Origin of the sequence: Noviherbaspirillum pedocola, assembly GCF_016632335.1 — a bacterium.
In the GTDB taxonomy this organism is placed as follows: domain Bacteria; phylum Pseudomonadota; class Gammaproteobacteria; order Burkholderiales; family Burkholderiaceae_D; genus Noviherbaspirillum_A; species Noviherbaspirillum_A pedocola.
On record NZ_JAEPBG010000008.1, the window covers coordinates 191946 to 217684 of the forward strand.

Below are 25739 nucleotides of genomic sequence, written 5' to 3' on the forward strand. Positions count from 1 at the left end.
CTGCGCGCTCGACGAAGACCATCCCCCTATCTTTCACAGGCAATGACATCCCGACTCGAACGCGGCTGGCCGCGCACCCGGGCAAGGTCCGAAACCGAACTGGCAGGCAGGCCGGCGCGGCAGGATGCTTGCGACCACGGTAATGCAGCCGCAAGCGCAACGACGCGCCAGGTCGTCGCGGTGCTGCTGTTCAACCTGGCGGGTTATTTCCTGATCGGCCTGCCGATCGCCGTCGTGCCCTCTCTGGTGCATGAAACACTGGGCTTTGGCGTGGTGATGGCGGGCGCGGCAGTCAGCAGCCAGTACCTGGCCACGCTGCTCTCGCGCGCCTGGGCCGGGCGCCTCTGCGATGTGCGCGGACCGAAGATCGCGGTGCAGCGCGGCATGCTCATGTTCGCCGGCAGCGGTGTGTGCATGCTGGCCGCCGGCTTCGGGCTCGCCGCCGGACCAGCGCTGGGAACCATTATCGTCGCGCGGCTGTTGCTCGGCGTCGGCGAAAGCCTGGTGACGACCGGCGCAACCACCTGGGGCATCGCCCGCGCCGGCGCCGGCCGCACCGCGCGCGTGATTTCGTGGAACGGTTTGACCAGCTTCGGCGGCATGGCCGCCGGCGCACCGGTCGGCGCCTGGCTGGCGCAGTCCTTGGGCTGGCAAGCGATCGGCGTCGCCACCGCCGCGCTGGCGGCGTTCTGCCTGGTCCTGGCGCAGCGCAGCCGCGGTGCGCTGCCTGCGCCCGGCAAGCGGATGGGATTTGCGCAGGTGCTGTCCAGCGTGCTGCCCTTCGGACTTTGCCTGGCGCTTGGCGGCATGGGCTTTGGCGCCATCACGTCTTTCATCGCTTTGTATTACGCGCACATGGGCTGGACCGATGCAGCCTTCGCGCTGTCCGTGCTCGGCATCGCCTTTGCGCTGGCGCGCCTGCTGCTGGCGGATGCCGCGCCGCGCTTTGGCGGCTATTGCGTCGCCTTCTGCGCCTTCGCCGGCGAAACCCTCGGGCTGCTGATGCTGTGGCAGGCGTCCTCGCCACTGGCCGCGCTCGCCGGCGTGGCTATCACCGGCTTCTGTTTCGCGCCGCTGTTCCCGGCGCTGGGCATGGTAGCGGTGCAACCGGTGCCCGGCGCCAGCCGCGGTTCGGCCATCAGCGTGTTCGCCTTGTTCTTCGATCTCGGCCTGGGCGCGACCGGGCCGCTGGCGGGCCTGGTCGCGGCGCGGCTCGGCTATGCGGCGGTGTATCTGTTCGCCGCGCTGGCCGCGCTCGCCGGGCTGGCCTGCGCCGTGCTGCTGCGGCGGCGCAGGCCAGCCCGGCCATGAACGCTGCCGCTCAAGCCGGCGCCTTCATGTTGGCCACGCTCTCCGAGCGCATGCGCTCGTATTCGCGCTTTTCCATCGGCACGGCGCCGGGTTCGCCGAGATCGCGGATCGGCACGCGGTAGGTTTCCCGGGCCGAGAGCGCGGCCAGCGCGGCGATCACGGTCACGCCGAAGGTGATGGCGCCGACGACCAGCGGAATATTGTCCGCGCCAGGAGGCGCGGCGGTGGCGAACAGCGCCGGCAGCATCGCGGTGATCAGCGTGCCGAGGTTCTGCGCGATCGCCATCGCCGACACGCGGGCGCGCGCCGGGAACAGCTCGGGATAGAAGGCGGGAAAGACCGCGTTGTAGCCCTGGTAGACTACGCCCCACATCAGCAGCGAGATCGCGAACGCCAGCGGCACGCTCCTGATGCTGATCGCATACAGGTAAGCGAAGGACAGCAGGCCCGAGAGCAGCGCGCCGCCGATGATCAGCGGCTTGCGGCCGATGCGGTCGGAAAGATTGCCGACGTACGGAATCACCAGCACCGCGACGATATTGCCCATCACCGGGATCCACAGGTAGACATCCTTGGAGAAGCCGATGCCATAGCCCGGCTGCACCGCATACGCTGCGCCGAAGATCGAGGTGACCACGGGAATCACGTTCATCAGCGCCATGCCGACCACGCGCAGCATGTCGGCCCAGTGGTGCCGCACCGCCTCGATCACCGGCGACTTCGGACGGGCGCCGGTCGCGGTCTCTTCCCGGAACACCGGGGTTTCCTCGACCTTGCTGCGGATGATGTAGCCGGCAATGATCACCACGAAGCTCAGCAGGAAGGGAATGCGCCAGCCCCAGGAATTGAAGGCATCCTCGGACATGTAGTGCGCCAGTGGCAGGAACACCGCCGCGGCGATGATCTGGCCGAACTGCACGCCGTGCAGCGTGAAGCTGGAGTAGTAGCCGCGGCGACCGAACGGCGCATGCTCGCAGATCATCGAGCTGGCGCCGGAAATCTCGCCGGCGACCGCGAAGCCCTGGATCAGGCGCAGCACCACCAGCAGCACCGGCGCGAGCATGCCGACCTGGTTATAGGTCGGCAGAAGGCCCACGGCCATCGTCGAGAAACCCATCAGGAACATGCAGACGATCAGCACATGCTTGCGGCCGCGCGTGTCGCCCCAGTGGCCGAGGAAGAAGGCGCCGATCGGGCGCGCGACATAGCCGACGCCATAGGTGGCCAGCGATGCGACGATGGCGGTTTTCGGATCGCCTTTCGGAAAGAATATCTGCGGAAAGATCAGCGACGCCGCCGTGGCGTAGATGAAGAAGTCGTAGTACTCCAGGACCGAGCCGATCCAGCCGCTGGCGGTTGCCTTCTTGGCCTGGCCGGTGTCGTGGGAAGAGGATGCGGTGTTGCTGTTCATGCTTGTCTCCAACGGGAATGGAAGATTCGCGGCCGGGCGGCGTCGCGTCCGGCGTGTGTGCGGTTTGTCATGCATCGTTTTGCGCGAAGGGTGATGCGACCCGTGCCGCTGTGCGAGTCCCGCACGTGGCGGTGGCGCGGTCGGGCCGGTTGAGTCGCGCTCGCCGCGCCTTATGGTGTGATGTCGCTGCCGTTCATGCCTGTCTCCTGTTCATCGTCCGGGGACCCATCGGGCGTGGCGTAATTTCCAGCCAGTGATGGGGTCGTCGTGTTCGTTATGCATTCGGTATGAACATGTTAGGAAGCGCTCCCCCAAGCGTAAAGGTCGTTAATCGACGTTTTGTGCGTATATCGCCCACTGCTTGCGTTAAGATGAAGGCAACGGCTGCGCTCGTCGCAGCACCTTTCCACACTGCATAGCCCTACACCATGAGCTCGACGCTTCCCCAGGCTCCGGACGCCGGCGCGACGCGCGCGCCGCGCGAACAGCATGAGGCGATCCCCGTGGACGCCAATGCGCAGCTGGCGCAGTTGACGGCGCGGTATGGCGACGATCCGGATTTCGTTACCGGCTTGGCGCGCGGCATCGCTGTCATGCAGGCGCTGGCCGACAAGCGCCGGCGCATGTCGATCGCCCAGGTCAGCCACCTCACCGACATTCCGCGCGCCGCCGCCCGGCGCAGCCTGCATACCCTGGTCAAGCTCGGTTTCGTAGCACAGGACGAAGCGCGCCGCTTCTATCTGCGGCCGCGGGTGCTGTCGATCGGCCATGCCTACCTGTCGGCTACGCCCCTGGCGGTATTGGCGCAGCCGGTGCTGGACCGGCTCGGCGAGGAATTGCAGCAGGCCTGTTCGCTGGCGGTGCTGGACGGCGAGGAAATCGTCTACCTGGCCCGCGCCTCGTCCTCGCCGCTGATGTCGCCGGCGCTGAACGTCGGCCGGCGCCTGCCGGCCTATTGCACCTCGATCGGCCGCCTGTTGCTGAGCCGGCTGCCGGAGCAGGAACTGGAAGCCTATCTTTCCGGCGGAAAGTTCTATGCCTACACCAGCCAGACGCTCACCCGCCCGGAAGATTTGCGCGAGGCGCTTGCCAGGGTCAGGGAAGACGGCTACGCCTATTCCAAGGAACAGCTCGAACCGCGAATCTGTTCGCTGGCCGTGCCGGTGCGCGACATTGCCGGCAATGAAGTCGCAGGCATCAATGTGATCCTCCAGGGCAGCCTGATGTCGGAAAAGGCGATGGCCGGGAAATTCCTGCAGCCGATGACGCGGGCCGCGCGCGAGCTTGGGGCGATGCTTGCGCCTTGACGCCAGCATCCCCATGCGCTCGGCTAATGCTTTTCATCAATGTTGCCGAAACCATTGCTGCTATGATGCGCACGCGGCTGCAACGGTATGCCAACCATGTTCCCGCGCTCAACGTCGTCCCGCCTGCGGACGACGAAGCCCAGGGCGGCAACGATCGCTCCCCCACTCCTGAACTCGCAGCCTTCCTTTCCTGGGATTCTCATGACTTCCATCCGGGATTTGCCTCCCGACGAGCAACTGCAATTGTTCATCGGGCAGATCGGCGACAGCGCGCTGGCCATCACGGACAGCGAAGGCATCGTCACGCACTGGTCGCCATCAGCGCAGCGGCTCACGGGATGGACGGCTGCGGAAATGATCGGCGCGTCGCTGGCGCGCCTGTTCACCGACGAAGACCGGCGCGGCGACGCCCTCGACGCGGCGATGGCAAGCGCCCAGCGCGATGGCAACGCGTCCGGCAACCGCTGGTATCTCAGAAAGGATGGCTCGCGCTTTCTTGCCGAAGGCAAACTCGCGGCACTGCGCACGGCCGACGGCAGGCTCGTGGGCTTCGCGCAAACCCTGCGTGAAGCCACTGAAGCGCTGCGCTCCCGCGAAAGCGAGGCAATGTTCCGCGCGATGGTCAATGCCACGCCGCACATGGTCTGGTCCGCGCTGCCCAATGGCGCCAATGACTATATGAACGAACGCATGCTGGCCTTCACCGGCGCGAGCCTGGAATACCTGCTCGGCCACAGCTGGTCGGATTACGTGCATCCGGACGACCAGGCCGCCGCGCTCAAGGCCTGGATGGCCTCGCTGCAGACCGGCGAGCCGTATTCGGCGGAATTCCGCTTTCGCAATGCCGATGGCGACTATCGCTGGGTGCTGTCGCGCGGCGAAGCGGTGCGCGACGACAGCGGCGCCATCGTGCGCTGGATGGGCACCACCACCGACATCCACGAGCAGAAGACGACGCAGGCAAGGCTCACTGAGAGCGAAGAACTGTTCCGCTCGCTGGTGACGGCAACCTCCCATGTGATCTGGCGCACCAGCCCCGATGGCGCAATGCGTCCCGACCAGTCTTCCTGGAGCGCCTTCACCGGCCAGACCGAAGCGCAATGCCGCGGCGACGGCTGGCTCGACGCGCTGCATCCGGACGACCGCGACCGCACGATGGCCGTATGGATGCGCGCCACCAGGGACGGCACGCTCTATGAAACCCAGTACCGGGTGCGGCATGCCAGCGGCGAATACCGCTGGCTGGTGGCGCGCGGCGTGCCGATCCGCGATGCGCAGGGCGCGGTGCGCGAATGGATGGGCGTAAACATCGACATCACGGAAAAGAAGCGCATCGAGCAGGCGCTGCAGGAAGCGCGCCTGCGCCTGGAAGCCACGCTGTCGGCCAGCGATGTCGCGACCTGGGCCTGGGACCTGCCGGGCAACCGTATCTACGCCGATCAGAACATGGCCGCGCTGTTCGGCTTGCCGGATGCCGGAGTCGATGGCAGGCCGATCGACGACTATCTGGCCATGGTCCATGCGGACGATCGCGAGATGCTGCAACTGCGCATCGACCGCGCGATCGCCAGCCGCGAGCCATTCCAGAGCCTGTATCGCGTCTGCCTGCCCGAAGGCAGCTGCCGCTTCATCCATGCGCGCGGCAAGGTCGAATACGGCGCGGATGGCACGGCGCTGTGGCTGCCCGGCATCGCCATCGATGTGACCGCGCTGAAGATGGCCGAGGAAGAATTGCGGCAGCGCGAGCAGCGTTACCGGGCCCTGTTCAATGCCATCGAAGAGGGCTTCTGCATCATCGAACTGCTCTTCGACGATGCCGGCCATGCCGTCGACCATCGCTACCTCGAAGCGAATGCGGCCATGAACCGCATCACCGGCGGACAGGACATGACAGGCAGGCACGCAAGCGAAGTGCTGCCGGACTACGACCCGTCCTGGCGCGCGCGCTATTTCGAAGTGCTGCGAACCGGGGAGCCGGCCCATGTCGTGCTCCACATGCCGCAGTGGCGCAAATGGCTGGATGTGTCCATCACCCGCATCGGCGAAGAGGCGAACAACCAGGTCGGCGTGCTGGTGCGCGACATCACCCGGCGCAAGCGCAACGAAGCCGCGCTGCAGAGGCGCGAGGAACGGTATCGCGCGCTGTTCAATTCGATCGACGAAGGCTTCTACATCATCGAACTGCTGTACGACGAGGCTGGCGACCCGGTCAACTACCGCTTCCTCGAAGCGAACCCGGCGACCGAGCGCATCAACGGCTTGCGTGATGTCCTCGGCAAGACCCTGCGCGACTTCGTGCCCTCGCCGCAACTGGACTGGATACGCAGCTACGACCAGGTGTCGCGCACCGGCGAACCCGCGCGCTTCACCGATTACTCGCCTGCGCTCGGACGCTGGTTCGATGTGTCGGCCACCCGCATCGGCGAAGCGTCGACGCGGCAGGTGGCGATCCTGTTCAATGACATCACCGAGCGCAAGCGCAACGAGGAGGAATTGCGCCGCCTCGCCGCCGACCTGACCCAGGCCAACCGGCGCCAGAACGAATTCCTCGCGATGCTTGCGCATGAACTGCGCAATCCGCTGGCGCCGATCCGTACCGGGCTGGATTTGATCCAGGCCGGCCTCGACGTGTCGCCCGCGGTGGCCAAGGTGCATGACGTCATGGACAGGCAGGTCGATCACCTGGTGCATCTGGTCAATGAGCTGCTGGACCTGGCGCGCATCAACAGCGGCAAGATCGAGCTGAAGAAGGCGCGCCATGCGCTGGCCGATATCGTGCGCGCCGCCATCGAGATCAGCATGCCGCTGATCACGGCGAAAAAGCATGAATTCATCACTGCCTTCCCGGAAGAGCCGATCTGGATCAATGCCGATGAAAACCGGCTCGGGCAGATCATCAGCAACCTGCTGACCAATGCGGCGAAGTACACCCGCGAAGGCGGCAGGATCACGCTGTCGCTGGCGCGCGAGGATGACGAAGCCGTCATCAGCGTCGCCGACAACGGCATCGGCATCGCCCCCGATGACCTGCCGCATCTGTTCGGCATGTTTTCCCAGCTTGCGCGCGGCCAGGAACAGGGCCAGGGCGGTTTGGGCATCGGGCTGCACCTGGTCAAGCGCCTGACCGAGAAGCATGGCGGCAGCATCCTGGCCGAGAGCGCTGGCGTCGACCAGGGCAGCAGCTTTACGCTGCGCCTGCCGATCGAGCAGCGCGACACCGATGTGGCCGCCGCCGATGCCTTGCAGACGGTGCGGCAGGCGGCGAGCAAGTCGCTGCGCATCCTTGTGGCCGACGACAACCGCGATGCGGCCGAACTGCTGAAGGAATTGCTCGAGATCAGCGGCCACAGCGTGCGCGTGGTGCATGACGGCCGCCAGGCGCTGGAGGCAATGCGGCGCGAGACGCCGGATCTGGCGTTGCTGGATATCGGCATGCCATCGATGAATGGCCATGAAGTGGCCGAAGCGGTGCGCAGCGACCCGGCAATGACCGGAGTGATCCTGGCCGCCATCACCGGCTGGGGCATGAAGGAAGACCGGGTCAGGTCCATGGAAGCGGGCTTCGATCATCACCTGTCCAAGCCGGTGGAGTTCAATGAACTCATCGAACTCATCGCCAGGATCAACCAGACGGCCGGCAGGCAGCCGTGAACCGAAATATGTCCGTCCTTCTTGGCGCGCTGGCCTGGCGTCGCCGCGCCGAGGCGCGGGAGGGCGGCGTACGCATACGCAGTCGCTTTTTCGTGCTGGTGCTGTCGGTGCTGCTGCCGGCGATCCTCGCGGCCGCCCTGAGCGTCTGGTATGTCTACCGCGAGGAAAGGCAGGCGCAGCAGCACAGCATGGCCGAGGCGGCGCGGGCCTTTGCGCTGGCGGTGAACAATGAATTGCAGAGCCGCGAAGGCATCCTGCGCACGCTGGCCACCTCGCCGCTGCTCGAAGCCGACAGCCTGGCGGACTTCTATGCGCATGCGAAGAAGATGGCGCCCACGGCGGACACCGCGATCATCCTGCATACACCGGATGGAAGGCAGTTGCTCAACACCCGGCAGCCGCTCGGCAGCGCGCTGCCGACCAGGCGCTCCTCGGGCGTGGCGGAGCTGATCGGCCGTTACGGACCGGACCGGGTGCTGGTATCGGATCTGTTCAAGGCGCCGATCAATCGCAGCTACGACTTCACGATCCAGGTGCCGGTGCGGCAGAACGGCGCGATCCGCTATTTCCTGGTCATGGCGATCGACACGGCAAACTTTGAGAGGCTGCTGTTCCGCCAGCATGTGCCGCAGGACTGGACGGTATCGATCCTCGATCGCAAGGGCGTGCTGGTAGCGCGCTCGCGCGATGGCGCGCGCCATGTCGGCACCCTGGTAAGCAACGGTCTGCGGCAGGCGCTCACCAACGCGAGCGATGGCCTCGCCTCGGGCGTCAACCTCGACGGCATCCCGGTGGAAGTGTTCTTCAGCCGCGTGCCGATGTCGAGCTGGACCGTGCTGCTGAACATTCCGGATGACTCGATCCGACGCATACCGCTGCGCGCCGCGGCCTGGCTGGCCGGGATCATGAGCGTCATCCTCGCGTGCGCGGTGCTTGCAGCCAATGGCGTTGCGCGAAGCGCGATCCGGCCGATCGAGCAGCTCGGCGACACCGCGGCCCGACTCGGCAAGGGCGAGGAGATCCGCCATGCGCCGCTGGGCATCGTCGAGATCGACGCGGTCGGCGCGACCATGGCGAATGCGAGCACGCAGATCCACCGCGCCCGGCAGGAGCTGGAACAGCGCGTGGCCGAAGCGGTGGAAGCGACGACACAGGCGCAGCGCGCGCTGCAGCAGAGCCAGAAGCTCGAAGCCCTGGGCCGGCTCACCGGCGGCATCGCGCACGAGTTCAACAATGTGCTGCAGACGCTGACCACGGCGCTGCAGCTGGCGAAGATGCTGTCGAACGGGGAACGGGTGCAATCACTGCTCGACACCTGCAACAAGGCAGTGGCGCGCGCCGCCGCGCTGACCGGGCAACTGAGCGCCTTCGGCCGTGTGCAGGATGCGCACCTGGTCACGGTGCCGGTGGCCGAGCGCATCGAAGGCTTTCTTGATCTGATCCGCAACGTCCTGCCGAGCAATATCGCCTTCGACGCGCAGCTCCCGCCGACGCTATGGCCGGCGACGCTGGACCCGATACAGCTGGAACTGGCGCTGCTCAATATCGCGATCAATGCCAGGGACGCCATGCCGCAGGGCGGTCGCCTGCTGCTGGAAGCCGTCAACGAGAGCCTGCATCCAGGGCCGCAGGATCTGCCGGCCGGCGACTATGTGCGCATACGCATGACCGACACCGGCGTGGGCATGTCGGCCGAAGTGCTGGCGCGGGCGCTGGATCCGTTCTACACCACCAAGGCAGTGGGCAAAGGCAGCGGGCTCGGCCTGCCGCAGGCGTATGGATTTGCGCGGCAGTCGGGCGGGACGATGCGGCTGGAAAGCAGCGAAGGACGCGGCACCACGGTGGAGATGTACCTGCCGCGCGCGCTGGAGACGCCGGCCGGGAATGGTGATGCGCTTGAGAGTGCGGCGTCGCGTGTCGCATCGCGTGGCAGCGTGCTGTTCGTTGAGGATGACGCGCTGGTGCGGGATACCGTAGCGGCGGCGCTGGGCGCGGCCGGGTTTACGGTGACGACAGCGGCGACAGCGGATGAAGGCCTGGCGTTGCTGGAAGCGGGTGCGCTGCCGGATGCAGTGTTTTCCGATATCACGATGCCGGGGCGGATTGGTGGGATCGAGCTGGCGGAGACGGTGCGCAGCCGTTTTCCGGGGGTGGCGGTTGTGCTGGCCAGCGGCTATACCGATCAGCGCGTTGCGATTCCGGAGGTGGTGCTTTTGCCCAAGCCTTATCGAATTGATGGCGCGGTAGAAGCGTTGATAGGGGCGATGGGGCGGCGGGAGAAGGAGCTCGGCAATAACACCCCCGGCTAACGCCACAGCTCAGCATCTCCATCAAACAAGCCGGTGATCCATCGCGTAAACGCACGCATTTTTGGCGCCGCGCTTCGACCATGTTGATGGACGAGCGATATCGGCATCGGCGGGCTCGGGAAAGACGACAGCACTTCGATCAACGCGCCGCTGCGTAAATGCTTCCGAACCTGGTATGTCGCCACCTGAACAATGCCCAGGCCTTGCAGGCCGAGGCTCGGGTTCGCGTCGGCATCGTTGACCGCCATGGGGCCGTCCACAGCGGCGCGCACCGTTTCTCCTTCGATGATGAATTCCCAGTCGAAGGCGCGCCCGGTTCGCCCTGAGAAATGCTGCACGACCTGGTGTTGTTTCAGGTCTTCGACACATTTGAATAGCGCCGGCATCGGTAATTATCTTTCATCAAGTGCTTTCTACAATGGCCCCGTCAACTCATTGGAGAAAAGCATGAATGAAACGTCCGCTTCCACAGCCGATATCTCGCCGGGGATGGTTCGCCTGCTGGCCTTTTCCGCCGGCCTGATCGTTGCCAGCCTCTACTATGCGCAGACCCTGGTCGGCCCGATCAGCGCCGCCACCGGCCTATCGGCGCAGGTGGCAGGACTGGTCGTTACGCTAACTCAGATCGGTTATGCGCTCGGCCTGCTGTTCATCGTTCCGCTCGGCGATCTGCTTGAAAACCGCCGGCTCGTCTTCTTCGCGCTGCTGTGCACATCGGCCGCGCTGGCCGTGGCGGCGCTCGCTTCCAATGCGTGGATGTTCCTGGGCGCATCGCTCGGCATTGGCCTCGGTTCCGTGGCCGCCCAGGTACTGGTTCCGTTTGCAGCCCATCTCTCTCACGAAGCCACGCGGGGACAAACGGTGGGCAAGGTCGTGAGCGGCCTGCTGATCGGCATCATGTTGGCGCGGCCAGCCGCGAGCCTGATCGCAGATCACGCCAGCTGGCACGCTGTCTTCGGCGGCGCGTCCGTCGCGATTGCCGCATTGGCTTTCGCGTTGCGCAGCAAGCTGCCACAACGTCGCCCCACTTCGGCCTTGGCGTATGGCCAGCTGATCGGCTCGCTATGGACCCTGTTCGCCGCCACGCCGGTATTGCGCCGCCGCGCCGCCTATCATGCGGGCCTGTTCGGCGCATTCAGCCTGTTCTGGACCGTCACACCGCTCATGCTCGCGGGACCCATGTTCCATCTCTCGCAGACCGCGATCGCCGTCTTCGCCCTGGTCGGCATGGCAGGCGCTGTCGCTTCGCCGATCGCGGGCCGTTTAGCCGATCAGGGTCATACCGTGGCAGCCACTGCGGCCGCCCTGCTGCTGGCTATTGCCGGATTTGCGCTGCCGCTACTTGCGCCTGACGCGTATGGGATGGCGCTGGCGATGCTGGTGCTGGCTTCGGTGGTGCTCGATATGGCTGTCGCGGCCAACCTTGTACTCGGTCAGCGGGCGATCTTTGCGCTGGGTGCTGAGGTGCGCAGCCGTCTCAACGGCCTGTATTTCGCGCTGTTCTTCGCGGGCGGTGCGCTCGGGTCTGCGACGGGAGCATGGGTGTATGCGCAGTTTGGCTGGAGGGCAGCATTGCTGGCGGGGATGACGTTTCCAGCTCTTGCTCTGGTCTATTGGCTGGGAGAGCTTCGCGGATTGGGATTCGTTCGGCGCGCTCTGAGAGGATAAGGGCCGGCCGGCTGACACGATCCTCAAATGCAGGAGCGATCGTTCCGAGTCCAAATCAAGCCTTGGATGGAGGCTTGATTTGGAGGTGAAGCTTACGACTCGATTTGATTGATGGTCCGTTCAATCCGTTTATCCGGCACCAGCCACATGAGCGCAACCAGCACATAAATGCATTGCGCAATCCATTGCGCCGAAAAGGAAGCGCCTATACCGATCAGGTAAAGCAAGGGCGAAAGCTTGCCTTTCCAGTCCGCGCCCACGGCCCGTTGGAGCACGGAAGCGTGGCCTTCCGCGGAAATCAGGAAATGCTGAAGAAGGGAGTAGCTGATTGCCGCCATCAGAAGAACGAAGCCATAGGCTGCCGATGGCAGAGGCGCAAAGTGATTCTCTCCCATCCATCCCGTCGCAAAGGGAAACAGCGATAACCAGAACAGCAGGTTCAGGTTTGCCCAGAGGATGGTGCCGGACACGCGCTTTGCTGCATTCAGCAGGTGGTGGTGATTGTTCCAGTAAATGCCGACATAGATGAAGCTCAGCACATAGCTGAGGAAACTGGGAAGAAGCGGCTTGACCGCATCAAGGTCAGCCCCGTGCGGCACCTTGAGCTCCAGCACCATGATGGTAATGATGATCGCGATCACGCCATCACTGAACGCCTCGAGTCGGCTTTTTCCCATGATTCCCGTTCTTTTACACAAAGGTTGCGTTTCGCCTGCGCCACTACAGGAGTGCGCAGAAGTCTACTGTTTGCGGCGCCGCGCCTGGCCCCGGAGCGTTTCGTTAGGCGCTGTTAACGGCAAGCCTGCACCCCCGCTGTCAAACCATCCCGCCATTAATCGAAATAACCTGCCCCGTCACATACGCAGCATCTTCCGAAGCCAGGAACCGCACCAGCGCCGCCACCTCCTCCGGCCGCCCGGCGCGCTTCATCGGCACCAGCCCCGCTATCGCCTTCTCATCAAACGCCTCTGCGCTCATCTCGCTGGCGATAATCCCCGGCGCCACCGCATTCACCGTGATGCCACGGCTCGCCACCTCGATAGCCAGCGACTTGGTTGCCGAATTCAACGCGCCCTTCGCCGCCGCGTAATTGGTCTGGCCACGGTTCCCCGCCAGCGCCGCGACCGACGACATGTTGATCACCCGTCCCCAGCGGCTGCGGATCATCGGCATCATCAGCGCATGCGTCACATGGAAGAAGCCGTGCAGCGACACGTCGATGACCCGGTGCCATTGCGCGGCGCGCATGCCCGGGAATGCGGCGTCGTCATGGATGCCGGCATTGTTGACCAGCACCTGTATCGGTTCGTGCTCGATGAGGGGCGCGAGCGCGTCCTCGACGGCCTGCGCGTCGGCGACATCGAAGACCACCGTCTCCGCGCTGCCGCCGTTTTCCACGATGCGCGCGGCCACGGCTTGCGCGGCTTCCGCGCGGCTGTTGGCATGCACGATCACGTGGCAGCCGGCACGTGCCAGCTCCTCGCAGATCGCCGATCCGATGGCGCCGCTGCCGCCGGTGACGAGGGCGCGCCTTGCTGGCTTGTTCATTGCTGCTGTTTCCTATCGAGAATAATCAGGTGGCTGCAGCATGTGCGGCGGCAGCGTTGAGGAATACCGCCGCCCTGCCATCGGCAAGCGCGCGGCCGCCGGCGCTCACGCGGAAATCGTAGAGGATGGTGGCGGCGTCGCCGCTGATGCGCGTGGCGGTCACTTCCAGGTCCTCGTCGATGTCGTCGAGGCGCTTCACATGCAACTGCACGCCGCGCACGCTGGCGAGAAAGCCCGGAGCGGGCTTGTCGGCGGCGCTGGCGAGCAGCGCGCCGTGCGCGGCCATGGCTTGCGCCGCGTATTCGATCGCGCAGACCGCCCCCAGGCGGCCATGCGCGCGCAAGGGATTGGAGGCATCACGATGACTGCTGGCGATGCAGCGCACTTCGGTCTCGTCGCAGGCAACGACCCCGTCGAGCAGGCACATGCTGCATTGGTGCGGAATGCGCGCGAGGATGGCGGCGCGATCGGCCAGCAACGGCTCTCTGTCCGGCTTCATGCGGACGGGCTCGCTTCCATGTCGATCGCAAGGCGGCTGTGCTCGAGATAATCGAGCACCACCCGGCCGTTCGCGCGTTGCGCAAGCGCTTCGAGCAGTGGCAGGCTGCGCGCGGCCGGTATCGTCTCGCGCATGGCTTCGAGCGCGGCATCAGCCATGCGGCTGGGCGCGTCCGTGCTGAATTCGAGCCCGATACGCGCGAGCGTTGCGGCGCCCGGCTGCGGCGACAGCAGCAGCGCCACGCCGAAATCATCCGGTATCGGTCGGGCTGTGCGCAGCGGCTCGGGATAGCTGCTGTCGACCACGACCAGCAGCACGCGCGCGCCATCCACCGCGACCATGGCCATCGCTTCGAGCAGGCCGGCGCCGAAGCTGGCGTCATGCGCGCACAGCACCGAGGCGTTTTCCATCGCGCCGGCGCCGATGCTCCAGTAGCCGGATGCGGCGTTGTGCACCGAGTTGTGGAAGCGGGTCGGTGAAATCATGGTGTCGCCCGCGGCCAGCATCTGGCAGATCTCGTGGCAGTTGGCGCCGTCGCCGCTGGAGGCGGAAAACACCGTCGGCAGTTTGGACAGATCCTGCCCGGCGCCGGCTTCGGCGCCGACCGCGAGCGCGAGCCGCACCAGCGGGCCGCTGCGGCGGCGCTCGGCGGCCGGCAGCATCGCCGGCGGCGGCAATAGCGTCTTTTCCACCGCATGTGCGCTGCGCCGCGCCAGCACCGCGCTGCCCGCTTCCCAGCCGTTCAGGCCGGGGCCGAGCAGGCCGATGCCATCGATATGCGCAAACAGGCGGCTCATCGCTGTGCTCCCTGTATCGCATCTGCGCGCGAGAGCACCAGGCTGCAGTTGCTGCCGCCGAAGCCGAAGGAATTAGTCAGCGCATGACGCACGCGGGCATCACGGCGTTCGAGCAGGTAGCCGACGGCGATGCTCGCATCCAGCGCATCGGTATTGGCGCTGCCCGGCAGGAAACCGTGTTCCAGCGCCAGCGCGCAGATCAGCGCTTCCAGGCCGCCGGCCGCGCCCAGCGTATGGCCGGTCGCGCCCTTGGTCGAGCTGCAGGGAACCGAGGTTCCGAACAGCGCGGACACTGCCTTGCCCTCGGCCGCATCGTTGGCCGGCGTGGCAGTGCCATGCAGATTGATGTAGCCGATGTCGGACGGCGCAAGGCCGGCCGCGGCCAGGGCCTTTTCCATTGCGATGCGCGCGCCCAGGCCTTCCGGATGCGGCGAGGACATGTGATGCGCGTCGCTGGACTCGCCGATGCCGGTGACGAGAATCGCATCCTCGGGCACATCGGGCCCGGCGCGCTCGACCAATGCCAGCATCGCCGCTTCGCCGATCGAGATGCCGCTGCGTTCGGCCGAGAACGGCATGCAGGGGCGTGGCGAGGTCAGGCCGAGCGAATGGAAGCCGTACAGCGTGGTCAGGCACAGCGTGTCGACACCGCCGACCACGGCTGCATCGATCAGGCCGGCCGCCATCATGCGTTGCGCCGAGGCGAAGACCTTGGCGCTGGATGAGCAGGCAGTGGACACTGCGGCCGCCGGGCCCGTGAGGCCAAGCGCGCGCTGCGCATAGCTGGCCGCGGAAAAGGTGTTGTGGGTCGTGGCGTAATGGAAGTCGGCGGGCAGCGCGCCGCTTTGCGCATCGCGCTGGCGATAGGCCAGTTCGGTCTGCAGGATGCCCGAGGTGCTGGTGCCGATGAAGACGCCGATGCGCGAGGCGCCGTAGCGCGCGGCCGCCGCGCGCACCGCGTCGGCGAAACCGTCCTGCTCCAGGGCCAGCTGCAGCAGCCGGTTGTTGCGGCAGGCGTAGTCTTCGAGACCGGCGGGCAGCGCGACCTGTTCGACGCCGTCGACTTCGCCGATCCAGGTATCGAGGTCGACGCGGTCGAAGTCACAGCGCTTTAGGCCGCTGGCGCCGCTCTGCAGCGCGCGCAGCGTCGCCGCCAGGCCAATGCCCAGGCAGCTCGTCGCGGTGTAATGAGAAAGAAGCAGCGGATTCACTTGGACGCCGATGGATTGAGTGCGAAAGCGCGGATTTTAACAAAGTGCCTTGGCCGAATCCGCTGCCGCATCGGTAACTGTGGCCCCTTGGGAGGCATCGACGCCGAGGCGCGCGATCAGCAGGATGTTGGCGAACGGCGTGCCTTCGTTCATCGGCAGGCTCTCTACCGCGAAACCGAGCTTGGCGAGCGCCGCTTTCCAGTCGGCCAGCGTGCGGCAATACAGGCGCGGATTGCGGTGCCCGCGGACAAAAGTCACCACGCGGTCGACCCAGACGCTGAAATGGAACGGCCAGCCGCCGGCGGCATCGCCCACGCGCAGCACCAGCACGCCGGATGGGGCAAGCGCATCGCGGATGCGCGAGAGCACATCGTCCTGCGCGGCGTAATCGACGTAATGCAGCACATCCAGCACGACGACCGCGTCGGCACGGCCGAAATCGGCGCGGCACATGTCGCCGACGGTGAAGCGCGCGGCGTCGCCCAGCGCGGCGCGGGCGCGTTCCACGTCCTTGGGCATGAGCTCGATGCCATGGATAGCCACCGCGCGCGGCGGCCGCGGCCAATCCGCCGGCCAGTCGCCGTCGGCGGCGAGCGCGCCGGCCGACAGCAGCCAGGAAGCCAGCAGCCCCTGGCCGCAGCCGATGTCGAGCACGCGCGCGCCATCCGGGATCAGTCCATGGCGCAGCAGCCCGGCGAATACCGGATCGCCGCCGAGCTTGCCGCGCGCGAAATGCCAGGCAAAGCGGCCGGCGCTGCGATAGGGAGCGGATGCGCGATCGATCAGGCGCGAGAGAAAGGCTTGGGTCATGGCTGGCGGGACTCCTTGGCGGAATGCGGGGCGATGTGTTTTTCGGTTTGTTCTGCGGTTTGCAGCGCGTCGGGCAGCGTGATGAAACGCAGCCCGGCCGCGTGCACTCGCTCGATGAGTTGCGGCAGCAGCGCCAGGATCACCGGCGCGCCGGCGCTGGTGCGGGCGCAATGGCCGTCATGCAGCAGCAGGATTGCGCCAGGACGCAGGCCCGGCAGCAGGCGTTGCATCACGATGTCGACGTCGCCGGTGCGGGTGTCGTAGCCGCGCCGGGTCCAGGCCGCGAGCCGCAGGCCGAGCCGGCGCAGCTGCGCATCGAGAAAGGGATTGCGCAGGCCGGCCGGCGCGCGGAAGAAGCGCGGGGCGCGGCCGGTGATGGCGGTCAGTGTGTCCTGCGCCGCGCGCAGCTCGCGCGCATAGCCGCGCGGACCGAGCATCGAGAAATTGTGGTGATGATGCTGCGAGTGGTTTTCGACGGCATGGCCGCGCGCGACGATCTCGCGGCACAGCGCGGGATGGCGCTGCGCGCGCTCGCCGATGCAGAAGAAGGTCGCCTTCACGCCATGCCGGTCGAGCAGGTCGAGCACGGCCGGAGTGACTTCGGGGTCGGGGCCGTCGTCGATGGTCAGCGCAATCTCGCCGCGGATGGCACAGACGCGCGGCAGCTCGGTCCAGTTCGCGCCGAGCAGGCTGCTGCGCGGCCACAGGCCGGCGAAGGTCAGCAAGACATGGTCGGCGATGAAGGCGGCGAGCAGCCAGCGCCAGGCTTGCGGCGCGAGCACCAGGCCCAGCGCCAGCGCGACATGCAGCGCGAGGCTGAAACGCAGCAGGGGCGACATGGTCGGCGCGCGGCTGGTCTGATTGGCGTTGTCTTTCATTGTTGCGATATCCCTTGTTGTCTCGTAGGTTGGGCTGCCAAGCCCAACATCGGCGCCTGCGGTCCGCGAGCATTCGTTGGGCTTCCTGCGTCAGCCCAACCTACGGAATGTTTGCGGCTCGCGCGAAGCGTCTGTCCAGAAAACTCCGCCAAAGCCTCTCCCACGTCGGCCAATCATGATCCCCGGCTATCGCTTCCACGCGCTCCTCAGGCAGCGCCGATGCCATCAGCCGCTGACCATCCGCGAAACGATCCGACACACCATAGCCAAGATGCATCTCCGGCCGCGCCTGCCCGCGATGCCCGGCCAGCCAGCGCCAGATGCGGCATTCATCGTCATCCTCGCCGCCATAGCCGCGCGGCGCTTCGCCGGTCGTCATCCATGCGTCCAGGCCGCCAGCGCGCGCGATCGTGCCCGTGACCATGCGCGTGCCCGGATAGGGTGCGAGCAGGCACAGTCCCGTTGTGACGCCCGGATACCGCGCCGCATGCGCCAGCGCGAGAAAACCGCCCAGCGATATGCCGGCAATCCAGACCTCGCGGTACTGCCGGCTCGCCGGCCGCAGCAGTTCTTCATCGAGCCGGTCCACCGCCTGCGTATTGGCGGCTTCGCCGATGTGCGCCAGCCCCGGGTCGGCCAGCACGATGTCGAAGGCCAGGCCGCGCTCGCGCACGGCGCGCGCATGACCATGCTCGATCAGGTCTTCCGGGCGTTGCAATGCGCCGGGCAGCAGCACCATCAGCGCATCGGCGCGCCGGCCGGGCTCGAGCGCATCGTGCAGGCAGCGCAGCGTCATCGTTTGCCTCCGACGAATACCGCCGCATACACCAGCGCCAGCACCGCGCCGGGCCCGACGGTAGCGCCGATCGCCTGCAGCACCGGCACTTGCGAAAACCCGAGCACGCCGAAGCCGGCCACGGTGGAAAGATTGGCGAACATCAGCGAGGCCAGGGTTTCGGGCGCGGGGCCGCCCGCCTTTGCCTTGCCGGCATTGTCGAAGAACAGCGCATAGTTCGAGCCGACCGCGACGATCAGCAGCAGCCCGACCAGGTGCAGCACCGTCATGCGCACGCCGCAGGCGGTCAGGATCGCGACGATGGAGATCACCGAAGCGGACAGCGGCAGCAGCAGGAGCAGCACCCGGCGCGGCGAGCGCAGGGCCAGCAGCAGCAGCGCGACGATGGCCACCACGCCGCCAGCCGACAACAGCAGCGCCTGGCGCAGGTAGCCGGCGTAGATGCGGTCCGATTCGGTCTTCATGTCGACGAACACCGCGCCGGGCTCGCCGGCCGCGTCCAGCGCCGCGCGTACCGCATCCACCGGCAGCGCGCCGCCCTGCGCGGAGGCCGACAGCGGCAGCAGCGCGCTCCAGCGGCCGTCGCGCTCGAACATCAGGGAATCCACCGCCTGCGCGAACGAGGTGCCGTCGAGATCAGCGCGCGTGAGCAGCGGCTTGGTACGCGATGCCTCCACATCCTCGAGGAAAGGCGCGAAGAGGCTGGCGCGCACCGGCAGGTCGCTGGCTGCCTGGCGCAGCGCATCGTCCAGGCCCGTGGCCGGCAGACTCGCCTGCCGCGCGCGTTGGGCCGCAAGGCTGGGCAGATAGCGGCTCGCGCTTTCATAGCCGGAGAGCAGGCCGCGTGAGACCAAGGCATCGAGCTGGTGCGCAATGCGCTCGGAAGCAATCAATGCCGCTTCGCGGCTGTCGGCCGACACCGAGACGAGATAACGCACATCGGGCGCGCCAAGGTTTGCGCGCAGGCGGGCATCGAGATCCTGCTCGGCCTGCGGCACCGGCGACAGCGAAGCCAGCTCGGTATTCCACAAGCCGTGCCGGTGCTGCCATACCAGCGCGACTGCGGCGATCAGCAGCAAGCCCAGCGGCAAGCGCAGCAGTGGAGCACGCTGCGCCAGGGACGCAAGCCTTCGGCCCAGCGGCGCGACATCGCGCACGCGGAAATTCTTCGGCAGCAGATACGGCAGGATGAAACGCGTCGCCAGCGCCGCGGTGACCAGACCGGCGATCGAGTACAGGCCGAGCTGCGCCAGGCCGGGAAAGGTCGACAGCAACAGGGAGGCGAAGCCGACGATGGAAATGGCCACGCCCAGCCGCACCGTCGGCCAGAATTCGCGTATCCAGCCGCGCTTGGCATCGGCGCCGCCATCGGCCAGCGCGCGCGATTGCACGAACAGGTAGATGGAATAGTCGACCGCCTCGCCGATGAGCGTGGTGCCGAAGCCGAGGGTGATGCCGTGCACCACGCCGAAGCCCAGGCTCACCGCGGTCACGCCGGCCAGCGCGCCGGAGACCACCGGCAACAGTCCGAGCGCCAGCGCCACCGGCGAGCGGTACAGGATCAGCAGCATCGCGATGATGATGCAGGAGCCGATGATGGACAGCCGCGTCGCTTCGCTTTCGATGGTGTCGCGCGAGCGCACCGAGAATACGCCGGGGCCGGTCATTTCCAGCCGCAGCGCCGAGGCGCCCGGCACGCTTGCGCGGGCGGCGGCGAAGGCGTCTTCCACCTTGCGCATCGCCTGTGCCTGGCCATCAGTGTCGGCGCCGGCCGCGCGCGTCTGCGCCAAGAGCAGCGCGGTCTTGCCGTCGCGCGAGACCCAGACGCCATCGGCGCTGCGCGGCCGGTTGTTCGATGCCATCGCTTCGAGCAGCGCCACGGTTTCGCCGGTCGGGTCGCGCGGCAGCAGCGGCTTGACGAGCATGCCGGCCGGCGAAGCCAGCAGGTCGATCGTGGCCGACAGCGCCTCGCGCAGGCCGTCGGCGCGGAAGCGCTCGGGCTCCACCGCCGGGCTCAGCAGATAACGGTTCTCGAACAGGAAACGCTGGTCGCGCTCGGCATTGATGGGCTCGCCATTGTTGATCGCGGCAAAGCCCGCATCAGCACGCAGGCGCGCGGCCATCGCTTTCGACAGCGCGGCGCGCGCGCCGGCGTCGCCGCCTTCGATGCCGACCAGGATCAGCCGCGCCACCACGCCGTCGCGCAACTGGTCCAGCAGCACCCGTTGCTCGGCCGTGGGCGACTGCGGCAGGAAGGCCGACAGGTCCGCCGAAAAGCGCGTGCCGTGGATGACGCCGGCGCACAGCAGCACGAAGGTCAGCCACAGCGCGAGCGCCCGACCGCGCGCGGAGCGGAGCGGCCCAATCATTGCGCGGAGACGCGGCGTATCGTCATTACCGAGCGGTCGCCGTCGGCCTGGCGGGTTTCGATGCGCTTGACATCGTCGCGGCTGCCGTAGATGCGGATATCGCTGACCGCGCGCGCCATGCGCTCATTGCGCGGCTTGAGTTCCAGCACCCAGCGCTCGGGCGGGCCTTCGAGCGTGAGCGCGAAGCTGCGCTCCAGCGCTTTACGGTCGCCGGCGAGCGTGCCGCGGATGCTGTCGACGAAGCCGGCCAGTTCGGGCGCGCTGTCCACGGCCATGGTCATCGTGCGGCCGGCGCGGTCGATGGTCAGCGTATTGCCTTCGATGATGAGCTCTTCAGGCTTGGGCTTGACGGTGCGCTTCTGCAGCTTGTCCGGCGCGACATAGAACAACTGGCCCGAGGACTCCACCGGCTTGTCCAGCATGGCGATGGTCTTGGTCTCGGTGAAGTCGGCGCGGCCCATGCCGACACGGCCCAGCGCGGCCATCAGGCTGTCGATGTTCCAGGCGGCTTCCGCCGCAACGGCCACGTTCACGACCGTCAGCAGAAGCAGGGCCGACAGGGCGCGAACCAGGTGGGAAGCGTATCGCTCGATCATGCTGAGTCCTTTGCCGCGCCGGCCGGGCGCCAGAAATCGAAGAAGTTGAACCAGTTGTACGGATACGCGCGGCAATGCGCGTCCAGCAGCGCCGCATAGCGCGCCATGGCCGCGTCGATCGCCGCTTCGCGCTGGCCGCGCGCCATGTCGGTGAAGTCGGCAAGCTGCTCGAAACGGATGCGGTAGCGGTTGCCGCCGAGGTACAGGCCGGTCATGAACACCACCGGCCGGCGCATCAGCGCGGCCATGCGGAACGGTCCGCGCGGAAACGGCGCTTCGGCGCCGAGAAACGGCAGGCTGGCATAGGCATCGCCGCCAAGGCCGCGGTCGGCCAGCACACCCACCATCGCGCCGCGATCGAGCGCGGCCGAGATCTTCAGCATCGAATCGATATGACCGAGGCCGATGACTTCCTGCCCGGCTTGCGGATTGATCGCCGCCAGCATGCTGTTGAGCTTCTTCGCGTTTTCCTCGTACATCGCCATGGCCACCGGCGCACCGGCTTTTTCCCGGCCGAGCGCGCGCATGACTTCGAAGCTGCCGAGGTGCGCGCCGATCAGGAACAAGCCGCCGCCCGGGGCCAGCGTTCCGCGCATCAGCGCATCGCCTTCGACTTCGATGTCGAACAGATCGAAGCGGTTGTTGAGCAGGTAGACGCGGTCGTGGATGGTGGCGGCGAAAACAAAGATGTGGCGGTAGATGTCCACCGTGCGCGGCGCGCGGCCGAGCGCGCGGGTCAGGTACGCGCGCGAGGCGGCACGGCTGGCTGGCGCGAACGCGAGGAAATACGCGGCAATGCCGTGCAGCACGATGCGTCCCGCGCTGCGGCCTAGCCTCAGGGAGATCCAGGTCATGATGCGCAGCATCGTCATGTTGCTGCGCTCGGGACGGTGCTGCCAGGCGGCGTCGGCCGGTTTCGAGGTCTGCATGTCGCTATGCCTGCGCGGAAGACGCATCGGGGTCGCAGGCAACCGTGGCGACCTTGCGCGCGTCCTGCCAGATGGTGAAGCGCAGCGCGCCGGATGCGGCGAACGCATGTTCCACCGCCAGCGCCTGGCCGGGCAGCACCGGCGCGAGAAACTTGGCCGAGGCGATGCGGCAATCCGAGATGTCGCGCCCCAAGGCCACGCCGATCGCATGCAGCGCTTCATCGAGCAGCACCACGCCGGGCACGATAGGCATGCCGGGGAAATGACCGGCGAAGGCCGGGTGGTCGGCGGGAATCGAGATGGCAAGCGGCGACGTCATGCTGCGCTCCCGTCTTCCGACGCGTTTCGACCTTCCCGTGTGCGCGTCAGCGTCGCAGCCATGTCGCGCAGCGCTTCGCGCGGCAGCTTGCCGGTGGCATTGCGCGGCAAGGCATCGACGAATACCAGCGGGCGCGGCAGGAACACCGGGTCCATGCGCTGGCGCAGGCCGTGCAGAATGTCTGCAGCCGCCACGCCGGGCGCGACTACGAAGGCCGCCAGGCGCGTGACCGCGTCGGCGCCTTCCTCATCCGGCATGTAGAACGCGCCATCGACCACGCCGGGCAGCGCATTCAGTTGGAGATTCAAATTTGCCAGCGAATTGCGCTTGCCGGCGATGTTGACCAGGTCCGCCATGCGACCGTGCAGCAGGAAGCGCTGCGGCGCAGTCATTTCGATGACATCGTTCATCGGCGTCGGCGTCTCGACATGGCCGCCCTCGACCCAGTGCACGCCTTCGCGCGGCACGAAACGCAGGTCCGGGAACAATTGCCATTCCTGCGTGCGCACCGATTCGCGCAGCGCGATCTGGCCGCTTTCGGTGCTGCCGTAGATTTCCACCAGCGGCGCGCCGAACGCGGCTTCGGCTTCCTGCGCAAGCAGCGGCGACAGCGGCGCGGTGGCCGACATCAGCCGGTCCACCGGCGGCAGCGGCAGTCCGGCGCTCAGCACCGAGCGCAGGTGGATGGGCGTGGACACCAGCATGCGCGGCCGCGGCACCGAGGCCACCGCGCGGCAGATGTCGGCCGGATAAAAGGTATTGCCCGCCACCAGCGCATTGCCGCTCTGCATGACGATGAGCACCGTCGATTCGAAGCCGTACATGTGCTGCGGCGGCACCGTGCCGATGACGGCATGCGCGCGGCCATCGGCGAGGCCGCATAGCCGCGCTTCGGCCTGCACATTGGCCACCAGCGCACCCCAGCGCTTGGCATGCGGCAGCGGCGTGCCGGTCGAGCCCGAGGTGAAGACATAGGCCACGCATTGCGTCGCATCGATCTGCGGCACGGCGCGGTCGGCCGATTTGCCGACGTCGACGGCTGCCATGCCATCGAGATCGGGAAAGCGGCACACCGGCAGGCCGTGCGCATCCTTTTCGACATCGGCCAGGCAGAAGGCGTCCGGCGCGAATTGCAGCAGGTGGCGCATCATTTCCGGCGTCTGCGTCGATGGCAGCAGGCTGGTCTTGCCGGCGGTGATGGCCGCGGCCAGGCCGACCATGAAACGGTAGCGGTCGGCGCAGGCATTGAGCATGTGCACGCCGGCCGGCAGACTCACGCGCACCCGCTCGACGTCGGCGAGAAAGCGTGCGGCCGTGATCGGCGCGCCGTCGCGCCAGGCGATGAGCTGCTGCGGGCTGTCATGCGTAATCAGTGGAAAGGTCGGCATTCGAAAAATCAGAAACAGGTTTCAGTGCTCGCGCGCCACGCCCGGTGACGCGCGGTAAGCCTCGATGCCGGCGAGGATGCTCGCGTGCTCGATATGCGGCAGCAGGCGGCGGCGCAGCAGATATTCGCCGACGAACATCAGCAGGATCAGCGGGCCGGTGATGAAGTTGGCAAACACCGACCACACCTTGAGCGGCGCGGCCACATAGAGCGCGGTCGACATGCTGGCCATGGCGAAGCTGAACAGCGCCCAGACGCGGGTCAGGCCACGGGTGTAGGCAGCGACAGCCGGCTCGAGCGCGCCATGCACCATGCGCGCGAAACGGCTGCACAGCGGCTCGCGCCCGGGCGCCAGGCTGCGTGCGAAGGCATAGCCGATCAGGCACTGTGTGCCGGCATGCTCGATCCAGTACAGCATGCCGTAATGCGACATCAGCCACGGCCACAGGTACGCGATGCCGCCGGAAAGCGCGAGCGCCACCGGCATGCCGCGCCAGCCGGCGCGCGCGCAGGCCGCCAGCGCCGCCACGCCGAGCGGGGCCAAGGCCAGCGCGGCGCCGGCTGCGCGGCTGCTAGATGCGTTGGTGTAATGCGCGAGGCAGGCATAGGCCACCGCCAGCGCCGCGACGGCGCCCACCTGGAAAAGGCGAGCGGCGCGCGCCATCAGCCGGCCCGTTTCGCCGCGACGATGTAATCCGACAGGGTGCGCAGCGTGCTGAAGATGCGATGGTTGTCTTCGCTGTCGGCGCGCAGCTGCAGGCCGTAATGCTTGGAGACGACCAGCGCGATTTCGAGGATGTCGATCGAATCCAGGCCCAGGCCTTCGCCGTACAGCGGTTCGTCGGGCTGGATGTCGGCGGGCGCCACATCCAGGTTCAGGGCTTCAACGATCAGCGCGGCGACTTCCTGCTGAATGTTGGCGCCGGAAGCTACGGAATTTTCAATGCTCATGTCAGGTCTTCAATGATGGGATTTTGCGAAAGGCGCGTTGTTTGTCGTCTTGCTTGCCGCTGTATTCAGGGCTTTTGCGCCTGGTACTCCGAAAACATCCCCAGTTCGAGATGCCGCTTCACGCTGGCAAAGCCGGCGCCCTCGAGCGTGCGCATCACGTCGGCGGGCACGGCGCAGGCTTCGATGGTGTCCCAGTAATAGCGCCACAGCACCGAGGTGTTGCCGCTTCTTGCGGCCAGTCGCGCCAGCATCGGCACGACATGGCGGGCATAGGTTTTCAGCAGCAGCTTCTGCAGCGGCTTTTCCGGGCAGGTGATCTCGAGGATGCACAGGCGGCCGCCAGGCTTCAATACCCGATGGAATTCGGCAAAGGCCAGCGACAGATCGCTGATATGGCGCAGCGCGTAGCCCATGCTGAGGAAATCGAAACTGTTGTCCGGGAAGGGAATGCGTTCCGCCCTGCCCTCGACCAGCGCCACGCCGGCGGGCACGACGGTGTTGGCCAGCATGCCCGGGCTGGGGTCGACGCCGGTCACCAGCGCAGCATCGCCCAGGATGGCCACCGCCTGCTGCGCCACCAGCCCGGTGCCGACGCCGACATCGAGGGTGCGCATTCCGGGCGCAAGACCGGCGCGCAGCAAGGCCTGGCGCCGGTACCATGGGCCGGTGCCCAGGCCCAGGATGCGCTCGATGCGGTTGTAATCCGGCGCGGTGCTGTCGAACATGTCGGCGACCCAGCCGCGACGCGCGTCTTCGCTCGGATAGTAGTCCGTCAGTGGCGCATGGGGCGCATGCACCACGTCATCCTTGCTGACGGGGGATTTCTGCATGATGAGTTCTGTGGCTGCGCTTCGCGGGCATGTCCCGCGGGCCGTCAGGGCGGGACATCAGCGCGGCGACGCGGGGTTTATGAGTTTGGTATACCGGAAGTGCCTTCTTGCAACGGGCTGTAACGATACCCAAACCGACGGCCGTTCGCAACGTTTATCCAT

23 protein-coding genes are annotated in these 25739 nt (G+C 66.8%); 5 read left to right on the top strand and 18 right to left on the bottom strand.

What is annotated here, in order from left to right:
* The first annotated feature begins 42 nt into the window (after positions 1-42).
* Positions 43-1311 (top strand): MFS transporter, encoded by a 1269-nt coding sequence (locus JJB74_RS18810; RefSeq protein WP_200594343.1) that lies wholly within the window; start codon positions 43-45, stop codon positions 1309-1311.
* Positions 1312-1321: 10 nt separating this feature from the next.
* Here the strand turns inward: JJB74_RS18810 and JJB74_RS18815 are convergent, their stop codons facing one another.
* Complete coding sequence (locus tag JJB74_RS18815) at positions 1322-2722, bottom strand: MFS transporter (protein ID WP_200594345.1); 1401 nt, start codon at positions 2720-2722, stop codon at positions 1322-1324.
* 428 nt (positions 2723-3150) lie between these two features.
* On the opposite strand from JJB74_RS18815, the gene JJB74_RS18820 reads away from it, so the two are divergent.
* The 3 genes from JJB74_RS18820 (at position 3151) to JJB74_RS18830 (ending at position 9989) form a co-directional block, all read left to right on the top strand.
* Positions 3151-4029 carry an IclR family transcriptional regulator domain-containing protein gene (locus tag JJB74_RS18820; RefSeq protein ID WP_200594347.1) on the top strand — a complete coding sequence of 293 codons (879 nt, stop codon included), beginning with the start codon at positions 3151-3153 and terminating at the stop codon, positions 4027-4029.
* Between the two features lie 201 nt (positions 4030-4230).
* Positions 4231-7680, top strand: a complete 3450-nt coding sequence (locus JJB74_RS18825) for a PAS domain S-box protein (protein ID WP_200594349.1) — start codon at positions 4231-4233, stop codon at positions 7678-7680.
* An 8-nt stretch (positions 7681-7688) separates the two neighbouring features.
* Positions 7689-9989, top strand: a complete 2301-nt coding sequence (locus tag JJB74_RS18830) for an ATP-binding protein (RefSeq protein ID WP_200594351.1) — start codon at positions 7689-7691, stop codon at positions 9987-9989.
* Here JJB74_RS18830 and JJB74_RS18835 read toward each other — a convergent pair.
* Complete coding sequence (locus JJB74_RS18835; protein ID WP_200594353.1) at positions 9986-10375, bottom strand: LysR substrate-binding domain-containing protein; 390 nt, start codon at positions 10373-10375, stop codon at positions 9986-9988. The two genes, JJB74_RS18830 and JJB74_RS18835, sit on opposite strands and share 4 nt — an antisense overlap.
* Positions 10376-10436: 61 nt before the next feature.
* Between JJB74_RS18835 and JJB74_RS18840 the strand changes: the two genes are divergently transcribed.
* Complete coding sequence (locus tag JJB74_RS18840) at positions 10437-11657, top strand: MFS transporter (RefSeq protein WP_407672385.1); 1221 nt, start codon at positions 10437-10439, stop codon at positions 11655-11657.
* 92 nt (positions 11658-11749) lie between these two features.
* Here the strand turns inward: JJB74_RS18840 and JJB74_RS18845 are convergent, their stop codons facing one another.
* From JJB74_RS18845 to JJB74_RS18915, 16 genes are all read right to left on the bottom strand, one after another.
* Complete coding sequence (locus JJB74_RS18845; RefSeq protein WP_200594355.1) at positions 11750-12334, bottom strand: TMEM175 family protein; 585 nt, start codon at positions 12332-12334, stop codon at positions 11750-11752.
* Positions 12335-12473: 139 nt separating this feature from the next.
* On the bottom strand, positions 12474-13205 hold the full coding sequence (gene fabG, locus JJB74_RS18850; RefSeq protein WP_200594357.1) for a 3-oxoacyl-ACP reductase FabG: 732 nt from the start codon (positions 13203-13205) through the stop codon (positions 12474-12476).
* Between the two features lie 25 nt (positions 13206-13230).
* The gene (locus JJB74_RS18855; RefSeq protein ID WP_200594359.1) at positions 13231-13704 is read right to left on the bottom strand and encodes a hydroxymyristoyl-ACP dehydratase; all 474 of its coding nucleotides are present in this window, start codon (positions 13702-13704) and stop codon (positions 13231-13233) included.
* Positions 13701-14501, bottom strand: a complete 801-nt coding sequence (locus tag JJB74_RS18860; protein ID WP_200594361.1) for a beta-ketoacyl synthase chain length factor — start codon at positions 14499-14501, stop codon at positions 13701-13703. The genes JJB74_RS18855 and JJB74_RS18860 overlap by 4 nt, the downstream gene beginning before the upstream one ends.
* Positions 14498-15712, bottom strand: coding sequence for a beta-ketoacyl-[acyl-carrier-protein] synthase family protein (locus tag JJB74_RS18865; protein WP_200594363.1), 1215 nt, complete (start codon positions 15710-15712; stop codon positions 14498-14500). Before JJB74_RS18865 ends, JJB74_RS18860 begins: the two co-directional genes overlap by 4 nt.
* 36 nt (positions 15713-15748) lie before the next feature.
* Complete coding sequence (locus JJB74_RS18870; RefSeq protein WP_200594365.1) at positions 15749-16522, bottom strand: class I SAM-dependent methyltransferase; 774 nt, start codon at positions 16520-16522, stop codon at positions 15749-15751.
* Positions 16519-17400 (bottom strand): polysaccharide deacetylase family protein, encoded by an 882-nt coding sequence (locus JJB74_RS18875; protein WP_200594367.1) that lies wholly within the window; start codon positions 17398-17400, stop codon positions 16519-16521. Before JJB74_RS18875 ends, JJB74_RS18870 begins: the two co-directional genes overlap by 4 nt.
* 100 nt (positions 17401-17500) lie before the next feature.
* Positions 17501-18196, bottom strand: a complete 696-nt coding sequence (locus tag JJB74_RS18880; RefSeq protein WP_200594369.1) for an alpha/beta fold hydrolase domain-containing protein — start codon at positions 18194-18196, stop codon at positions 17501-17503.
* Positions 18193-20565, bottom strand: a complete 2373-nt coding sequence (locus JJB74_RS18885) for an MMPL family transporter (protein ID WP_200594371.1) — start codon at positions 20563-20565, stop codon at positions 18193-18195. The genes JJB74_RS18880 and JJB74_RS18885 overlap by 4 nt, the downstream gene beginning before the upstream one ends.
* Complete coding sequence (locus tag JJB74_RS18890) at positions 20562-21161, bottom strand: LolA-related protein (protein ID WP_200594373.1); 600 nt, start codon at positions 21159-21161, stop codon at positions 20562-20564. Before JJB74_RS18890 ends, JJB74_RS18885 begins: the two co-directional genes overlap by 4 nt.
* The gene (locus tag JJB74_RS18895; RefSeq protein WP_200594375.1) at positions 21158-22090 is read right to left on the bottom strand and encodes an LpxL/LpxP family acyltransferase; all 933 of its coding nucleotides are present in this window, start codon (positions 22088-22090) and stop codon (positions 21158-21160) included. The genes JJB74_RS18890 and JJB74_RS18895 overlap by 4 nt, the downstream gene beginning before the upstream one ends.
* A gap of 4 nt (positions 22091-22094) precedes the next feature.
* Positions 22095-22409, bottom strand: coding sequence for an ApeI family dehydratase (locus JJB74_RS33950; protein WP_325170140.1), 315 nt, complete (start codon positions 22407-22409; stop codon positions 22095-22097).
* A complete protein-coding gene (locus JJB74_RS18900; protein WP_325170141.1) occupies positions 22406-23797 on the bottom strand; it encodes an AMP-binding protein in 1392 nt (463 codons plus the stop codon). The genes JJB74_RS33950 and JJB74_RS18900 overlap by 4 nt, the downstream gene beginning before the upstream one ends.
* Positions 23798-23818: 21 nt before the next feature.
* On the bottom strand, positions 23819-24460 hold the full coding sequence (locus JJB74_RS18905) for a COG4648 family protein (protein ID WP_200594377.1): 642 nt from the start codon (positions 24458-24460) through the stop codon (positions 23819-23821).
* The gene (locus JJB74_RS18910; protein WP_200594379.1) at positions 24460-24747 is read right to left on the bottom strand and encodes a phosphopantetheine-binding protein; all 288 of its coding nucleotides are present in this window, start codon (positions 24745-24747) and stop codon (positions 24460-24462) included. Before JJB74_RS18910 ends, JJB74_RS18905 begins: the two co-directional genes overlap by 1 nt.
* 65 nt (positions 24748-24812) lie before the next feature.
* Entirely contained in the window at positions 24813-25577 is a 765-nt protein-coding gene (locus tag JJB74_RS18915; RefSeq protein ID WP_200594381.1) for a class I SAM-dependent methyltransferase, read from the bottom strand.
* Between the last annotated feature and the right edge of the window lie 162 nt (positions 25578-25739).

What these genes read in the sequence shown, in the direction of transcription:
- JJB74_RS18895 (WP_200594375.1), bottom strand. Translation starts at nt 22,090, where the DNA reads ATGCAGACCTCGAAACCGGCCGACGCCGCCTGGCAGCACCGTCCCGAG.
- JJB74_RS18810 (WP_200594343.1), top strand. Translation starts at nt 43, where the DNA reads ATGACATCCCGACTCGAACGCGGCTGGCCGCGCACCCGGGCAAGGTCC.
- JJB74_RS18915 (WP_200594381.1), bottom strand. Translation starts at nt 25,577, where the DNA reads ATGCAGAAATCCCCCGTCAGCAAGGATGACGTGGTGCATGCGCCCCAT.
- JJB74_RS18830 (WP_200594351.1), top strand. Translation starts at nt 7,689, where the DNA reads ATGTCCGTCCTTCTTGGCGCGCTGGCCTGGCGTCGCCGCGCCGAGGCG.
- JJB74_RS18880 (WP_200594369.1), bottom strand. Translation starts at nt 18,196, where the DNA reads ATGACGCTGCGCTGCCTGCACGATGCGCTCGAGCCCGGCCGGCGCGCC.
- JJB74_RS18885 (WP_200594371.1), bottom strand. Translation starts at nt 20,565, where the DNA reads ATGATTGGGCCGCTCCGCTCCGCGCGCGGTCGGGCGCTCGCGCTGTGG.
- JJB74_RS18825 (WP_200594349.1), top strand. Translation starts at nt 4,231, where the DNA reads ATGACTTCCATCCGGGATTTGCCTCCCGACGAGCAACTGCAATTGTTC.
- JJB74_RS18870 (WP_200594365.1), bottom strand. Translation starts at nt 16,522, where the DNA reads ATGACCCAAGCCTTTCTCTCGCGCCTGATCGATCGCGCATCCGCTCCC.
- JJB74_RS18900 (WP_325170141.1), bottom strand. Translation starts at nt 23,797, where the DNA reads ATGCCGACCTTTCCACTGATTACGCATGACAGCCCGCAGCAGCTCATC.
- JJB74_RS18890 (WP_200594373.1), bottom strand. Translation starts at nt 21,161, where the DNA reads ATGATCGAGCGATACGCTTCCCACCTGGTTCGCGCCCTGTCGGCCCTG.
- JJB74_RS18835 (WP_200594353.1), bottom strand. Translation starts at nt 10,375, where the DNA reads ATGCCGGCGCTATTCAAATGTGTCGAAGACCTGAAACAACACCAGGTC.
- JJB74_RS33950 (WP_325170140.1), bottom strand. Translation starts at nt 22,409, where the DNA reads ATGACGTCGCCGCTTGCCATCTCGATTCCCGCCGACCACCCGGCCTTC.
- JJB74_RS18905 (WP_200594377.1), bottom strand. Translation starts at nt 24,460, where the DNA reads ATGGCGCGCGCCGCTCGCCTTTTCCAGGTGGGCGCCGTCGCGGCGCTG.
- JJB74_RS18860 (WP_200594361.1), bottom strand. Translation starts at nt 14,501, where the DNA reads ATGAGCCGCCTGTTTGCGCATATCGATGGCATCGGCCTGCTCGGCCCC.
- JJB74_RS18875 (WP_200594367.1), bottom strand. Translation starts at nt 17,400, where the DNA reads ATGAAAGACAACGCCAATCAGACCAGCCGCGCGCCGACCATGTCGCCC.
- JJB74_RS18820 (WP_200594347.1), top strand. Translation starts at nt 3,151, where the DNA reads ATGAGCTCGACGCTTCCCCAGGCTCCGGACGCCGGCGCGACGCGCGCG.
- JJB74_RS18815 (WP_200594345.1), bottom strand. Translation starts at nt 2,722, where the DNA reads ATGAACAGCAACACCGCATCCTCTTCCCACGACACCGGCCAGGCCAAG.
- JJB74_RS18840 (WP_407672385.1), top strand. Translation starts at nt 10,437, where the DNA reads ATGAATGAAACGTCCGCTTCCACAGCCGATATCTCGCCGGGGATGGTT.
- JJB74_RS18855 (WP_200594359.1), bottom strand. Translation starts at nt 13,704, where the DNA reads ATGAAGCCGGACAGAGAGCCGTTGCTGGCCGATCGCGCCGCCATCCTC.
- JJB74_RS18910 (WP_200594379.1), bottom strand. Translation starts at nt 24,747, where the DNA reads ATGAGCATTGAAAATTCCGTAGCTTCCGGCGCCAACATTCAGCAGGAA.
- fabG (WP_200594357.1), bottom strand. Translation starts at nt 13,205, where the DNA reads ATGAACAAGCCAGCAAGGCGCGCCCTCGTCACCGGCGGCAGCGGCGCC.
- JJB74_RS18845 (WP_200594355.1), bottom strand. Translation starts at nt 12,334, where the DNA reads ATGGGAAAAAGCCGACTCGAGGCGTTCAGTGATGGCGTGATCGCGATC.